This is a genomic window from Microlunatus sagamiharensis, assembly GCF_900105785.1.
Classification (GTDB): domain Bacteria; phylum Actinomycetota; class Actinomycetes; order Propionibacteriales; family Propionibacteriaceae; genus Microlunatus; species Microlunatus sagamiharensis.
In genome coordinates this window covers 2865817-2880527 of sequence record NZ_LT629799.1, presented here as the reverse complement: position 1 = coordinate 2880527, position 14711 = coordinate 2865817, and the positions used below count along the sequence as shown (strand labels likewise).

Below are 14711 nucleotides of genomic sequence, written 5' to 3'. Positions count from 1 at the left end.
AAACGTGCGGAGGCCTGCATGCCCATGTCCACGACCGAGCCCCGGGGCCACGCGCTCCGACGAGCGACGCTGGCTGCCGGCCTGGCCCTCGCGCTGGGCGCCGGACCCGTCCTCGCCCAGCCCGCGTCCGCCGCCCCGGTCGTGAACGCCCCGGTAGCCGGCACAGCCGCGACCGGGTCGGCCCAGGCCCCGGCCGTCGAGGCGCAGGCGGCCGCGGCGAAGGCCGCCACGCTCTCGAGCACCCTGTCGTCGATCCTGAACGACTCGCGCAGCAAGACCGAGACCGACGTCTCCGTGCTCGACGCGAAGACCGGGGCGGTGGTCTACGCCCGGCGCGCGACCAGCGCGGGCATGCCCGCCTCCAACAACAAGATCCTGACCGCGGTCGCGGCGATGCACGAGCTCGGCCCGGACTACCGCTTCACCACCGACGTCGTCCGCCGTGGCACCGTGACCGACGGGGTGCTGAAGGGCGACCTCTACCTCATCGGCAAGGGCGACCCCACGAGCCGGCAGTCCGACTACGCCGCGCTGGCCAAGGCCGTCAAGGCCGCCGGGATCACCTCGGTCACCGGCAAGGTCGTGGCCGACGGCAGCTTCTTCGACAGCCAGCGCTACAACCCCGGCTGGTACACCTCGTACGCCTCGGAGTACTACGCGGCGCAGACCGCCGCCCTCACCGTGGCCCCGAACTCCGACCTCGACAGCGGCACCGTCCTCGTCAACGTCAAGGGCGGCACCCGGGGCAAGCGGCCGACGCTGACCACCACCCCGGCCGCGGCGAAGAAGTACGTCCGCCTCGTCAACTCCGCCACCACGACGGGCTCGACGAGCCTGTCGCTCAGCCGCAAGGCCGGCGGCAACACGATCACCGTGCGTGGCCAGGTGCGCAGCGGCGGCAGCTGGTCGGGCCTGGTCACCGTGGACAAGCCCGAGCTGTACGCGGCCGCGGTGTTCCGGGCCGAGCTCGACAAGCAGAAGGTCAAGGTCAAGGGCGGCACGTCCCTCGGCACCACGCCGGCGTCGGGGCGGACCCGTGTGGCGCGCGACCGCTCGATCACGCTCACCCAGCTGCTCGTGCCGTTCCTCAAGCTCTCCAACAACATGCACGCCGAGGCGCTCACCAAGACGATGGGCGCGCGCGGCGGCAAGCCCGGCAGCTGGTCGGCGGGCACGGCGCGCACGGTCGCGTACGTGAAGAGCCTCGGCGTGCCGACGGCCGGGCTCAGCCTCACCGACGGGTCCGGCGTCAGCCGCAAGGACCGCGTCAGCCCGCTCACCCTGGCGAGCGTCCTGGTCAAGGTGCGTGAGGAGCCGTGGTGGTCGCAGTTCGACGCAGGGCTGCCGGTCGCCGGGGTGAACACCCACCTGGGCGGGGGCACGCTGCGCCACCGGATGACCGGGACGCGGGCGGCGGGCAACGCGCACGCCAAGACCGGTTCGCTGACCGGGGTCACCGCCCTCAGCGGCTACGTGACCGGGCGCGACGGGCGGCGCTACGCCTTCTCGCTGATCAGCAACTACGCCGGCGCGACGCCCCGGCCGGTCGAGAACGAGGTCGTCGTCGCCCTGGCGAACTGGCGCGGCTGAGCCGACCCCTGCGGACGCCCGCGAGGACGCGTACGCCGGGTGCCCGCCGCAACAGCGGGCGCCCGGTGGTCGGACAGGAGACGCACAGCGGTCCCCGATAGCATCGAGGCCAGTCTCCAGGAGGTCGCATGTCGTTCGCCCGTCCGCAGCCCAGCTCGCTCTTCGAGCTCCAGTTCCCGCAGTCGGTGGGCATCTACAACACCTACGACGACGCGCAGCGCGCCGTCGACTACCTCGCCGACGAGAAGTTCGAGGTGCAGAACCTCGCCATCGTCGGCACCGACCTCAAGTCGGTCGAGCGGGTGCTGGGCCGCCGCAACTGGGGCACCGTGATCACCGGCGGGATCCAGTCCGGCCTCTCGACCGGTCTGCTCGTGGCCCTCGTGCTGCTGATCTTCACCCCGGCGGGCGTGAACTTCCTCGCGCTCTTCGCCGTCGCGCTCGGCATCGGCATCCTGCTGGGCATCGGCTTCGCCGCGCTCGGCTACGCCCTGAGCCGCGGCCGCCGTGACTTCACCTCGATCAGCCAGACGGTGGCGACCAAGTACGAGGTCCTCTGCGAGCACAAGGTCGCCGTCCAGGCCCGCGAGATGCTGCAGAACCTCCCGGGCGCCCGCGCCGCGCAGTTCGAGTGACCGCGAGAGGTAGGTTGCCGCGCCTTTCCGACGGAAAAACGCGCGGCAACCTACCGCTCGGCGGTGCTAGAGCCAGCGGTTGCGCTTGAAGCCGATGTAGAGCGCGACCATGACCACCGCGATCAGCCCGAGGGCGCCGTAGTAGCCGTAGTGCCACTTCAGCTCGGGCATGTTCTCGAAGTTCATCCCGTAGATGCCGGCGATCATGGTCGGCACCGCGACGATCGCCACCCACGCCGAGATCTTGCGCATGTCCTCGTTGTCCGCGACGGACGCGCGGGCCAGGCCGGCCTGCAGGATCGAGCTCAGCACCTCGTCGAAGGACGCGACCGCCTCGCGCACCTGGGTGTGGTGGTCGGCGAGCTCGCGGAAGTACGCCCGGGCCTGCGGCGGGACGACCGGCAGCTCGCGGGTCGCCAGGCGCAGCAGGGGAGCGCCGAGCGGCAGCACGCAGCGCTTGAACTCGATCAGCTCGCGCTTGAGCTGGTAGACGCGGTCCACCTCGTGCGAGCCGCCGCGGGCAAACACCGCGCTCTCGACCTCGTCGACATCGGTCTCGATCTCGTCGACCACCGCGAGGTAGTCGTCGATGATCTTGTCGGTCACCGCGTACAGGACCTCCCACGGACCACGGGCGAGGCGCTCCGGGTCGCCCTCGAGCGCCCGCCGCAGCGCGCTCAGCTGCGCGTGCTCGCCACGACGCACGGTGATCACGAAGTGGTCGCCGAGGAAGATCATCACCTGGCCGGTGGTGACCACCTCGGAGTTCTCCGTCATCTCCTCGTGGTCGACGTACGCGACCGTGGAGATCACCATGAAGAGGTCGTCGCCGAACGTCTCCAGCTTGGAGCGGTCGTGGCCGTGGACCGCGTCCTCGATCGCCAGCGGGTGCAGCGCGAACTCCGAGGAGAGCGCCTCGAGGTCGGCGTCCCCGGGGTCCTTGAGCCCCAGCCAGACGAACCCCTCGCCGGCCTGCGCCTGCCGGGCGGCCTCGGCCATGCTCTCGGCCGGCTTGCGCACGCCGTCGACGTACCAGGCCCAGGCCACGACGGAGCTCACGTCGTCGTCGATCGGGGTGACCGCCGTGCTGCCCGCCCGCCGACCGAGGACGGACAGCGGGAGCGCGGGGACCGCCGGCAGGTGGCGCCGGTGGGGGGTCGTCGTCATGGCGTCGTCACTCCTCCGGCGTCACCGGGCGTCCCGGCCCGACCAGATGCCGGCCATCCACGCCTCGACGTCGTCCGCCGTACGGGGGAGCCCGGCGGAGAGGTTCTCGTTGCCGTCGGCGGTGATGAGGATGTCGTCCTCGATGCGGACGCCGATGCCCCGCAGCTCCTCGGGGACGAGCTGGTCGTCGGCCTTGAGGTAGATGCCGGGCTCGACCGTGATCACCATGCCGGGGGCCAGCGTGCCCTCCCGGTAGTTCTCGCGGCGGGCCTGCGAGCAGTCGTGCACGTCGATGCCGAGGTGGTGCGAGGTGCCGTGCGGCATCCAGCGCCGGTGCTGGCCGCCCTCCTCGGAGAGCGCCTCCTCCAGCGGCACGGGCAGCAGGCCCCACGCGTCGAGGTGCTCGGCGACGACGCGGATCGACGCGCGGTGCACGTCGGAGAAGGTCGCGCCGGGCTTGGCCGCCGCGATCCCGGCCTCCTGCGCGGCGAGCACGGCCTCGTACACGCGCCGCTGCGCCTCGCTGTAGCGGCCGTTCACCGGCAGCGTCCGGGTCACGTCGGCGGTGTAGAGGGAGTCGAGCTCGACCCCGGCGTCGAGCAGCAGCAGGTCGCCCTCGCGCAGCTCGCCGTCGTTGCGGATCCAGTGCAGAGTGCACGCGTGGTCGCCGGAGGCGGCGATCGTGTCGTAGCCGATCGCGTTGCCCACGTGGCGCGCGTGCAGGCCGAAGACGCCCTCGACCCAGCGCTCGCCGCGGCCGGCGGCGACGGCCCGCGGCAGGTCGGCGACGACGGCCTCGAAGCCCTCGGCCGTCCGTGCGCAGGCCTCGCGCATCTGCTCGGCCTCGAAGTCGTCCTTGACCAGGCGCAGCTCGCTGAGCGCGGTCATCAGCTCGGCGTCGCACGCGGACTCCGTGGTCGGGTCCTCGGTCGCCTGCGACTCCTCGCCCGCCGTCGCCGCCGGGGCGACCTCGGCGAGCACGGCGCGCACGTCGGCGGCCAGGTCGGCGCGGTTGGCCCGGACGGCGATGGTGTCGGCGTCCTTGCGCAGGTGGTCCGCGAGGTCCTCGATCGGCGCCGTCGGCAGCCCGGTCAGGGCCGACATCTCCTCGAGCGAGAAGCGGACGCCCACCCACATCTCGCCGTAACGGGCGTCGGCGTAGAACTCCGAGGAGTCCCGCGGCGCACGCGGCTTGAAGTAGAGCGTCGGCTCGTGGCCGCCGCCGGCCGCGGGGTCGGTGGGTTCGAGGACGAGGACGGCGTCCGGCTCGCGGTCGGTGCCCAGCCCGGTGAGGTGGGCGAAGGCGGAGTGCGGGCGGAAGCGGTAGTCGGTGTCGTTGGAGCGGACCTCCAGCCCCCCGGCGCCGATCACCAGGCGCTCGCCCGGGAAGAGCGCGCTCAGCGCCTCCCGGCGGGCGGCGGTCCAGGCGGTCGCGGGCAGCGGCTCGGGGCGCTCGGTGGGGTAGGGCGCCCAGCCCTGCGCGACGAAGGCCTTGAACGCCTCGGAGAACGGCACGCCCCGGTTGCTGGGGGGCGGCTCCTCGCTCGTCGTGACGGCACCGGCGTCGGCCTGGGCCTCGGCCTGGTCCTCGGTCTGAGCCTCGGTCTGATCTGAGCTCGCAGGCACGTCCCTGCCCTCCCTCTCGTCCGTCCCCTGGTCCGTCGGGCATTGTCGCACCGCCCGGCAACGCCAGGATGAACCCTCGGCGCCGTCGCGAGGTGCCCGCCCGTACGCCGTGGTCGGTGTCTGAGTCCGAGCACGAGCGCCCGATAGGTTGACCGCCATGACCCGGCTCTACCTCGTCCGGCACGGCGAGACCGAGTGGAGCCGCGACGGGCGGCACACGTCGGTGACCGACCTCCCGCTCACCGACCACGGTCGCGACCAGGCCCTGAAGCTCTTCGGCCACCTCGAGCCGAGCGCGTTCGACCTGGTCCTCACCAGCCCCCGGCACCGGGCCCGCGTCACCGCGGAGCTGGCCGGCTTCGTCGGCCCGCACACCCCCGAGGTGGACGACGACCTCGTCGAGTGGGCGTACGGGGACTACGAGGGCCTGACCAGCGCGCAGATCCACGAGCAGGACCCGGGCTGGACGATCTTCACCGCCCCGACCCCCGGCGGCGAGAGCGCCGACGACGTCCGTACGCGGCTGACGCGCGTGGTCGAGCGGGTCCGGGGCAGCGGGGCCGAGCAGGCGGTCGTGTTCAGCCACGGGCACGCGCTGCGCGCCCTCACGCTGTGCTGGCTCGGTCTCGACCTGACGGTGGGGGACCGCTTCCCCCTCGACACGAGCACCGTCTCGATCCTCGGCGAGGCGAAGGGCGGTCCCGCCCTGCACCAGTGGAACGCCCGGCCGGCCTGAGCCCGCACCCAGGCGCCGGGCGCGGTCTCGCCCGCCCTCAGTAGGCTGGCCCACCGGTCACCCTCGGTGACCGATGCGATCGTGCGGCGCCCGTACGGCGCCGCGCCGAGAGGGTGAGGACGATCAGAGCCGACGTCACTGCGCAGCTGAGGCTGCTCGACCTGCAGGCGGTCGACTCCGCGATCGCCCGGCTCGGCGAGCAGCGGCGCACGCTGCCCGAGCAGCAGGCGCTCGACCGCCTGACCACCGAGTCGGCGGCCGTCACCGAGGACCTGGTGGGCGCCCAGACGCGCGTCTCCGACCTCGAGCTCGACACCGAGCGCGCGGAGGCCGACCTCGAGCCGGTCCGCCAGCGCCTCGCCCGCAACGAGAAGCGCATCGCCGACGGGACCGTCGACGCCAAGTCGCTCGGCTCGATGGTCGAGGAGGTGGCCCACCTGCGACGCCGGATCGGCGACCTCGAGGACGTCGAGCTCGAGGTCATGGAGGCGATGGAGCAGGCGCAGTCGGAGCGTGACGCGATCCAGGCGCGCGTCGACGCCCTGGCCGCCGACATCGCCGAGGCCACCGCGGCGCGCGACGCCGCGGTGGCCAAGCTGGTCAACGAGGCCGGCTACAAGCGCACCGAGCGCGACCGCCTGGCGCCGGAGGTGCCGGCCGACCTGCTCGCCCTCTACACGCGGATCGCCGCGAGCAAGGGCGGGGTCGGGGCCGCCGAGCTGCGGCAGCGCCGCTGCACCGGCTGCCAGCTCGAGGTCAACGCCAACGAGCTGCGGGAGTACGCCTCCACCCCGCCCGACCAGGTGCTGCGGTGCGAGGAGTGCGGCCGCATCCTCGTGCGCACGGCGGAGTCGGGGCTGTGAGCCGCTCGACCGCCTCCCGCGGCGTCCTGTCCGGCCGAGCCCTGCTCGAGGGCTGAGGCGTGCCCAGCCCCAGGATGCGACTGCCCCGCCGTGTGCTCGACGCGCCCGAGGCGGTCGGCGTCACCCGCGGACTCGACCACATCCGGGCCGAGCTGCAGGTGCCCGGCGACTTCCCGGCCGAGGTGCTCGCCGCGGCCGAGCGGGCGGCGGCCGCGCCCCGGCTCCCCGAGCTCGACCGGACCGACCTCGAGCTGGTGACCATCGACCCGCCCGGGTCGAAGGACCTCGACCAGGCCCTGCACATCGCCGCGCGCGACGACGGCGGCTGGACCGTCTCGTACGCGATCGCCGACGTCGCCGCCTTCGTCAGCCCGGGCGACCCGGTCGACGTGGAGGCGCACCGGCGCGGCGAGACCTTCTACGGCCCCGATCAGCGCACCCCGCTGCACCCGCCCGTCCTCTCCGAGGGCGCCGCGAGCCTGCTGCCCGACCAGGTGCGTCCCGCCCTGCTGTGGACGATCCAGCTCGACGCGCAAGGCCGCACGACCGACGCCGACGTCGTGCGGGCCAAGGTCCGCAGCCGCGAGCAGCTGACGTACGAGCAGGCGCAGGACGACGTCGACCACCCCGGCCCTAGCGGCACGCGACCCACGCTGGCCCTGCTCGCCCAGGTCGGTCCGCTGCGCGAGCAGCGCGAGCGCGAGCGCGGCGGGGTCAGCCTCGACATCCCCGAGCAGGAGGTCGTGCCGGCCGAGGGTGGCGGCTTCGGCCTCACCTACCGCGCGCTGCTGCCGGTCGAGGGCTGGAACGCCCAGATCTCCCTGCTCACCGGCATGGCCGCGGCGCACCTGATGCTCTACGCCCGCGTCGGCATCGTGCGGACCATGCCGCCCGCGGCCGGCTCGGCCCTGCGCCGTCTGCACGCCGTCGCCCGGGCCCTCGGCATCCGTTGGCCGGCCGAGCTCGACTACCCCGAGTTCGTCCGGACGCTCGACGCGTCGCGCCCGCAGGACGCGGCCATGATCAACGCCTGCACCGTGCTCTTCCGCGGCGCCGGCTACGCGGCCTTCGACGGCAGCACGCCGGAGGACCCCGAGCACGCCGCGCTGGCCAGCGACTACAGCCACGTCACCGCGCCGCTGCGCCGCCTCGTGGACCGCTACGCCGGCGAGGTCTGCCTCGCGCTGTGCGCCGACCAGCCCGTGCCCGGCTGGGTGCGCGAGGCGCTGCCCGCGCTGCCGGGCGAGATGGCCCGCGCCGACCAGGCCGCCCACCGCTACGAGCGCGCGGTCGTCGACTGGGTCGAGGCGTGCGTCCTCCAGCCGCGGGTGGGCGAGGTCTTCACCGGCACCGTCGTCGAGGTCGAGCCGGAGAAGCACCGCGGCACCGTCGTCATCCAGGACCCGGCCGTCGAGGCCCGCGTGGAGGGTGACGGGCTCCCGCTGGGCCACGAGGTGCAGGTCCGGCTGGTCTCCGCCGACCTCGAGCAGGGGAAGGTCACCTTCGAGCGGGCCTGAGCCTCACGCGGGGATGCGGGCGAGGAGGGCCTCCAGCGAACCGTCGCCGATCCGGTGGTCCGGGTCGGCGAGGTTCAGCAGGACGACGCGGCGCCCGCGCACGGTGCCGGCCTCGCTCCAGTCGGACGGCTCCTGGGTCTCGTCCGTACGCCGGTCGACCAGGCCCTGCCCGCCGGCGGTCGCGGGCTCGCGCACGCCTGACGTGCTGATGCCGTCCGTCGCGCCGCTGCAGGCCCGGACGCCGACCACGTACGTGCGCCAGAAGCGCTGGGCCTGCGCCTCGTCGCCGAACTCGAGCGCGAGCCCGACCCCGGGGTCCCCGGCGCTGCTCTCGTAGCCGCCCTCGAGGGCCACGACCGGGTCGGGGTAGTCGTCGCGCGTGACGTCGGCGCACCCGACGGCCATCGCTCCCTGCGCGGCGTAGCGGGGGTCGAGCGCCTGCACCCACGTCCCGTTGCCGGGCTGGCCGATCTCGTCGTTGCCCGGCGGCTCGACCGTGCGCCAGCCGTCCGGCACCGGCAGCGAAGCCGCCGACAGCGGTCCGGCGGTCGAGGGCGCGGGACCGGACGGTTCCGGGGGCGGCGGCAGGGTGTTGGTCGTCGTCGGCTCCGCCGGACCGGGCGTGACGGCCGACGCTGTCGGGCTGGACGTCGCCGGGCCGGACGCGGTCGGGCTCACCGGGGCCTCGGGTCCGGGCGGCGAGCAGGCCCCGAGCAGGAGCGCCGCGGTGGCGCCGAGGGCGCCGAGCGCGGCGAGGCGTCCGCGCGAGCTCACCCGCGGTACTCGAAGTGCTGGTAGTCGCGGCCGGGGTTCCACCGCCCGCCCCAGAAGAACTTGTCCCCGGCCAGCGACGTGGTGAGCGCCGAGCCCGAGCCGAGCATCCCCTTCTTGAGCGGGCTGCGGTCGCGGTACTTCTTGCCGGCGCTCGGCCACCACTTCCCGCGGGCGTCGCGGTAGGGGTTCTGCACGGTGTTGACATCGAGGGCGGTGCCGTAGGAGTGCGGGCTCATCTTGTACGGGTTGCCGACGACCTTGCGGCAGTTGAAGCCGCTGGTGTTGTTGGCCGCCATCTGCTTGGGGTCGTTGCCGCCGTAGGTGTTGGGGTTGTTCATCTTGGCGATCGGGAAGCGCTTGTCGAGCGCCTTGCCGAAGCCGCGGATGATCTCCTGGCGCAGGTCGGTGCGGATGATGATCACGCCGCGGTGCATGCGCCCGTCGTAGCCCAGGTAGTTCAGGTGGATGGTCGACAGCTTCGACGCACCCACCGGGCAGCCCTTGCGGTAGGTCTTGGCCACGTCGGCGCTCGTGGTGTCGTCGACCTCCGCGTCGAGAACCGCGATGCGGGTGAAGGGCATCCCCGGGCTCCGCTCCCAGCGCGGCCGGTTCGTCGCGCGGTACGACGCGCGCAGCCCGTACTTCTTGAGCCGGCCCTTGCCGGTCGAGACCGAGGTCAGGTACGAGCCGTCGGCCGCGGTCGTGGTGCTCACCGAGTTCGACCACCTCGTGCCGTCGTGCACGTCGAGGTGGACCGTCACCCCGCCGCGGGCCGGGACGATCGCACCGCGGACGGTGAGGGACTTGAGCGAGTCGACCTTGCTCGCCGCCGAGACCGTGATGCGCGAGTCCTCCACCTCCACGCCGACCTCGGCGCTGACGACGTCGGCCCCCTCGGTGCCGGCGCCGCGGGCGCGGAAGGTCGCGGTCCCCGCGGCCTCGACCGGCAGGCTCACTGCGTACGCGCCGGCGGTCACCGCGGTGGTGGCCACCGCGGTCCAGCCGCTCGCGTCACGCCGTTCGACGCGGACCTGGGAGCCGTCGGCGAGCGCCACCGAGCCGGAGAAGGCGAACGAGCCGAGGTCCTCGTAGAAGGCGTCGGCCACGGGTCCGCCGCGCGGTGCCACGGCCAGCGTGAGGAACGCCGAGGGGTCGTCCGCCGCGGCGGCGCGGCTGGCCGGGGTGCTCGGGCTGCTCGGGACGCTCGGGCTGCTCGGCGCGGACGGCCGGCCCTGAGCCGCCGGCGTCTCCGCGGGCGCGGGGGAGACTGCGGGCGTCGCCGAGGGTTCGGGTGCGGGGGAGGGCGTCTCGGCCCCCGCCTGGCCGACGAGGCCCCACGACAGCAGGCCCGCGAGGAGGCCGCAGGCCAGGGCTCGGGCGGGTCGGGCTCGGACCATCGGAACTCCTCGGCGTCCGCTGAGGTTCCCTCAGCCTGGACCGGATACTAATGGGCCCGGGCGTCGGTGTCTGCGGCTCGGGCGGACCTCAGACCTGCTCCTGCGGGCACCACCAGGTCGTCCGGCCGCCGACCGTGGCGCGCGTCATCTCGGCCCCGCAGCGGGGGCAGTGCGCGCCCGCGCGACGGAACTCGATCACCTCGCCGGTGTGCACCCCGCCGTTCCGGATGGCCGCCTTTGTCGCGGCGTGCAGGGCCTCGTGGAGGCGTACGAGCTCGTCGGGGCGGAGCTGGTCGACGGGGCGCCTCGGGGACAGGTGGGCCTGCCACAGCGTCTCGTCGGCCAGCAGGTTGCCGACGCCGGCCACCACGGACTGGTCGAGGAGCTTCGCCTTGACCGGCGCCGTGCCGCGCCCGACCCGCTCCGCGAGCTCCTGGGCGCCGACCGTCTCCGCGTCGGGCCCGAGCCGGTCGAGGTCGGGGTCGAGCCGGACCCGGCCCAGGCGGCGCTTGTCGAACAGGCGCAGCGTGCCGCCGTCGGCGTACGTGATCGTGAAGCGGTCCCAGACCGGGTTGCGGTCCGGCTCCTCGCCGCCGGTGCCGTACCGCCCGCCCTGCCAGTCCCCGCCCTCGGTCAGCGTGCCGTCGGGTCCGGTGACGAGGATCCGCCCGCTCATGCCGAGGTGGATGCCGAGCGTGGGGCCCGGGGTGTCGTCGCCGTCGACGCCGGAGGTGTCGCACCACATGCTCTTGCCGCGCCGGTGCGCCGCGGTCAGCGACCGGCCGACCAGCGCCGCGGCGATCTCGCCGGGCGGGTGCGGTCGGCACTCGTAGGTGTCGGTGTCGTCGACCGCGACGATCCGGCGGTGCAGCGCGGCCGCCTCGATCGTCGACCGGGCGCTCTCGACCTCGGGCAGCTCGGGCACGGCGCCCAGTCTGGCGGGCTCGCCGAGGACCTGCGCACGAGCGTCCACCTCGGCCCGCAGGGCGCTGCCGCGGCGGCGATTACGCTCGCGGGATGCCTGGTCCGCCCTTCCCGTCCGTCACCGAGGACTCGGTCACGTGGCGCGTCGACGACGCCGACGGGCGGCTGGGGTCGGTCCGGCTGTGGACCGACTTCGACCTCGGCCGCACCGACTTCTCGCGGGTCGAGGGCGGGTGGGAGCTCGAGGTCGGGCGCGACCGGCTGCCGCCCGTCGACCGTCTCGAGTACCTGCTCGAGGAGACGGGTGACGGCCGCACGGTGATGCGCACCGACCCCGCGAACCCGCACCAGGTGGGCGGGGCGTTCGGCGACCACTCGGTCGTCCTGCTCGGCTACCACGAACCGGCCTGGCTGCGTCTGCAGGCCGAGGAGGGCAGCCGGGCGGACCTCGCCGTGGAGACCGCGGTCGGGCCGGTCCACGTCCAGCTCTGGTCCCCGGCCGGCCGCGACCCGGACGAACCGCTGCCGCTCCTGCTCTCCCACGACGGCCCCGAGATGGACCACCTCGGCGAGCTGACCCGGTTCGTCGGGGTGATGACCGCGCTGCACGAGGTGCAGGGCAGCGGGGGGATCCCGCCGGTCCGCGTCGGTCTCCTCGCCCCCGGACCCCGTGACGAGCGCTACGCGGCGGACGACGCCTACGCGGACGCGCTCTGCGGGACGGTCGTGCCGGCCCTCCTCGCCCAGACGCCCACCGTCGGGCGCCCCGTCCTCATGGGGCAGAGCCTCGGCGCCGTCGCCGCCCTGCACGCGGAGTGGCGCCACCCGGGCACGTTCGGCGGGCTGCTGCTGCAGTCGGGCTCCTTCTTCACCCCCGACCTCGACGGCCACGAGGACCACCACGGCGGGTGGGGGAGCATCACCGGCTTCGTCGCCGAGGTCCACGCCGCGACGAGGGCGCCGATCGCGCTCCCCGTCGGCGTCGTGCACGGCAGCGCGGAGGAGAACGCCGCCAACAACCGCCTCCTCGCCGAGTCCCTGCGCGGCCTCGGGCTCGACGTCGCCGTCGGCGAGGTCCGCGACGGCCACACCTGGACGTGCTGGCGCGACCTGCTCGATCCTTGGCTCGTGACGATCCTCGACGCCGCCGGGCGCGCCTCGTGACCGAACGCGTGCAGGTCGAGCTCGACGCCCCCGGGCTGCCGCGGCCGGGCACCGTGATCCGCTACGGCCACTGGGGCCGCCCGGTGGTCGTCTTCCCCAGCGAGCGCGGGCGGGCCTGGGACTACGAGGCCAACGGGATGGTGGACGCCCTGCGGCCGCTGCTCGACGAGGGGCGCGTCAAGCTCTACTGCGTCGACTCCTTCGACGAGGTCAGCTGGTCCGACCCGTGGATCAGCGGCGAGGAGCGGGCCCGGCGCCACGCCCCGTACGCGTCGTGGGTCACCGACCAGGTGGTGCCGTTCATCGGGCGTGACACCCCGGGTGCCGCCGACGCCGTCGTCACCGGCTGCTCGCTCGGCGCCTACCACGCCCTCCAGCTCGGGCTGAGCCGCGCGGACCTCTTCGGAGTCGTCATCGGGCTGTCCGGCAACTACGACCCGTCGACCTGGCGGGCGTGGGGCGAGCGCGGCGAGGCCGCGTACCTCACGAACCCCTCCGACTACGTGCCCGGGCTGCACGGGGAGCACCTCGACTGGCTGCGGAGCCGGCTCGAGGTCGTCCTCGTCGTCGGCCAGGGCGCCTGGGAGACGCACCCGACGGGTTCGCTGCCGCAGACGCGGCGCATGGCCGGCCTGCTCCAGGAGCGCGGCATCGACTGCGAGCTCGACCTGTGGGGCACCGACGTCTCGCACGACTGGGTGTGGTGGCAGCGCCAGATCGCCCACCACCTGCCGCGCTTCTGCTGACGCACCTGCCCGTTGAGACGCGAGGGCCGGGGCTCCCCACGCAGGCCCATGCCCTGCTAGTCATGGGGACGTGACGTCGCACCTGATCGGGCTGCTGCTGGGGGCCGAGGAGGACTGGCCGACCGCCTTCGAGGGCATTCTCGCGGGGGTCGGTACCCTCCGCAGCGGCGGGCAGGAGCACACCTTCAGCAGCGAACGGCTCACCATCGAGCCCTTCGACCTCACCGACCCGGTGCGCAGCGGCCTGGTCATCGACCGGCTCGCGTACTGGTACTACCACCCGCGCGAGTGGCTCAAGAAGGCCGCGCTGGTCAACGGGACCTACCTGCTCAACAGCCCGTTCACGTTCCAGTCGATGGAGAAGCACAGCGCCTACTGCGCGATGCTGCGCCTCGGGCTCAAGGTGCCGAAGACGGTGCTCGTGCCCTACAAGAACCCGGTCGACAACGTGCGCTGGGCCTACACCTCGGCCAAGTACAACCAGGCCTTCGACCTCGACGCGCTGGCCGAGGAGGTCGGCTACCCGCTCTACATGAAGCCGTTCGACGGCGGCGGGTGGCGCGGGGTCTCCCGCATCGAGAACCCCGACGACCTGCACCGCAGCTACGACGCCTCGGGCGAGATGCTCATGCACCTGCAGGCGACCGTGGACTACGACAAGTTCGCCCGCGCCCTGTCGATCGGGGCCGAGACGATGGTCATGGACTTCCGGCCCGACCAGCCGATGCACCAGCGGTACGCCGTCAGCCACGACTTCCTGTCCCCGCAGGCCGGGCACGAGGCGGTGGCGATCAGCCGCATCGTCAACGCGTTCTTCGGCTGGGAGTTCAACTCCGCGGAGATGCTCGTGGCGGGCGACGAGGTCTACCCGATCGACTACGCCAACGCCTGCCCCGACGTGGCCGTGACCTCGCTGCACTACTACTTCCCGTGGGCGATCAGCGCCCTGGTGCGCTGGTCGGTCTACTGCCTGGTCACCGGGCGCAAGGCCGGGGTCGACCTGAGCACGAGCGAGTACTTCGCCGTCGCCGACGACCCGGACCGCTCCTACACCGAGAAGATCGACGCCTACCTCGCGATCGCCGACCGCTACTTCGAGACGGAGCGCTACGGCGACTGGTGCAGCGAGAACCTGCCGCACCTCGACGAGCAGGTCCACGACTGGGTGACGTCACCGGCCTTCGACCGGATGCTCCTCGACACCGTCCGCGCGACCTACCCGCCGCACGAGCACGACGCGTTCCTGGCCCACTTCCACGGCCTGATCGACCTCTGGTCCCGCGACCAGGCGCGCCCGACGAAGGCCTGACCCGGCCCTCGGCGTACGGGGTCGCCGAGCCGTTCACGATCCCTGAGCCTGTCGAAGGGCGCCGGTCGCGGAACCGTCCCCGATCCCTGAGCCTGTCGAAGGGCCGCGAACCTCGGCCGCCCCCGAGCGCCTGGAGGAGCGTCAGCGCCAGAAGTCGGAGTCCGCGTTCGCGTCGCGGTCGAGGAAGGCGCTGATGCTCGCCGAGACGCCGAGACGCCGAGCACGAAGCCGGTCCCGCCGGCCACCGCGAGGGCGGTGGTGAC

At 73.6% G+C, this 14711-nt stretch carries 13 protein-coding genes; 8 read left to right on the top strand and 5 right to left on the bottom strand.

From position 1 onward, the window contains the following. The first annotated feature begins 18 nt into the window (after positions 1 to 18). Positions 19 to 1590 (top strand): D-alanyl-D-alanine carboxypeptidase/D-alanyl-D-alanine endopeptidase, encoded by a 1572-nt coding sequence (dacB, locus tag BLU42_RS13185; RefSeq protein ID WP_091075064.1) that lies wholly within the window; start codon positions 19 to 21, stop codon positions 1588 to 1590. Between the two features lie 128 nt (positions 1591 to 1718). Further along, positions 1719 to 2225 (top strand): general stress protein, encoded by a 507-nt coding sequence (locus tag BLU42_RS13180; RefSeq protein ID WP_091075062.1) that lies wholly within the window; start codon positions 1719 to 1721, stop codon positions 2223 to 2225. A gap of 66 nt (positions 2226 to 2291) precedes the next feature. On the opposite strand, the gene corA is transcribed toward BLU42_RS13180, so the two are convergent. Together corA and BLU42_RS13170 are read right to left on the bottom strand one after the other, a co-directional pair. Beyond that, positions 2292 to 3392 (bottom strand): magnesium/cobalt transporter CorA, encoded by a 1101-nt coding sequence (gene corA, locus BLU42_RS13175; RefSeq protein ID WP_091075060.1) that lies wholly within the window; start codon positions 3390 to 3392, stop codon positions 2292 to 2294. Between the two features lie 21 nt (positions 3393 to 3413). Next, positions 3414 to 4907, bottom strand: coding sequence for an aminopeptidase P family protein (locus BLU42_RS13170; RefSeq protein WP_269458039.1), 1494 nt, complete (start codon positions 4905 to 4907; stop codon positions 3414 to 3416). Positions 4908 to 5175: 268 nt separating this feature from the next. On the opposite strand from BLU42_RS13170, the gene BLU42_RS13165 reads away from it, so the two are divergent. From BLU42_RS13165 to BLU42_RS13155, 3 genes are all read left to right on the top strand, one after another. After that, positions 5176 to 5754: a histidine phosphatase family protein gene (locus tag BLU42_RS13165; RefSeq protein WP_091075057.1), complete on the top strand. Its 579-nt coding sequence runs from the start codon at positions 5176 to 5178 to the stop codon at positions 5752 to 5754. Between the two features lie 113 nt (positions 5755 to 5867). Next, positions 5868 to 6617 carry a zinc ribbon domain-containing protein gene (locus BLU42_RS13160; protein WP_091075055.1) on the top strand — a complete coding sequence of 250 codons (750 nt, stop codon included), beginning with the start codon at positions 5868 to 5870 and terminating at the stop codon, positions 6615 to 6617. Between the two features lie 59 nt (positions 6618 to 6676). Then, the gene (locus BLU42_RS13155) at positions 6677 to 8134 is read left to right on the top strand and encodes an RNB domain-containing ribonuclease (protein ID WP_231918140.1); all 1458 of its coding nucleotides are present in this window, start codon (positions 6677 to 6679) and stop codon (positions 8132 to 8134) included. 3 nt (positions 8135 to 8137) lie between these two features. Here BLU42_RS13155 and BLU42_RS13150 read toward each other — a convergent pair whose 3' ends face one another. The 3 genes from BLU42_RS13150 to BLU42_RS13140 form a co-directional block, all read right to left on the bottom strand. Beyond that, positions 8138 to 8908 carry a hypothetical protein gene (locus BLU42_RS13150; RefSeq protein ID WP_091075051.1) on the bottom strand — a complete coding sequence of 257 codons (771 nt, stop codon included), beginning with the start codon at positions 8906 to 8908 and terminating at the stop codon, positions 8138 to 8140. Continuing rightward, positions 8905 to 10305, bottom strand: a complete 1401-nt coding sequence (locus tag BLU42_RS13145) for a M15 family metallopeptidase (protein ID WP_091075049.1) — start codon at positions 10303 to 10305, stop codon at positions 8905 to 8907. The genes BLU42_RS13150 and BLU42_RS13145 overlap by 4 nt, the downstream gene beginning before the upstream one ends. Positions 10306 to 10393: 88 nt before the next feature. Beyond that, positions 10394 to 11230, bottom strand: a complete 837-nt coding sequence (locus tag BLU42_RS13140) for an Fpg/Nei family DNA glycosylase (RefSeq protein WP_091075047.1) — start codon at positions 11228 to 11230, stop codon at positions 10394 to 10396. Positions 11231 to 11322: 92 nt separating this feature from the next. Between BLU42_RS13140 and BLU42_RS13135 the strand changes: the two genes are divergently transcribed. The 3 genes from BLU42_RS13135 to BLU42_RS13125 all read left to right on the top strand — a co-directional run bounded on the left by BLU42_RS13135 (position 11323) and on the right by BLU42_RS13125 (position 14448). Continuing rightward, positions 11323 to 12393 (top strand): alpha/beta hydrolase, encoded by a 1071-nt coding sequence (locus BLU42_RS13135; RefSeq protein ID WP_091075043.1) that lies wholly within the window; start codon positions 11323 to 11325, stop codon positions 12391 to 12393. Further along, positions 12390 to 13139, top strand: a complete 750-nt coding sequence (locus BLU42_RS13130) for an esterase family protein (protein ID WP_091075041.1) — start codon at positions 12390 to 12392, stop codon at positions 13137 to 13139. Before BLU42_RS13135 ends, BLU42_RS13130 begins: the two co-directional genes overlap by 4 nt. 70 nt (positions 13140 to 13209) lie before the next feature. Further along, positions 13210 to 14448 (top strand): ATP-grasp domain-containing protein, encoded by a 1239-nt coding sequence (locus BLU42_RS13125; protein WP_172825792.1) that lies wholly within the window; start codon positions 13210 to 13212, stop codon positions 14446 to 14448. Positions 14449 to 14711: the final 263 nt, after the last annotated feature.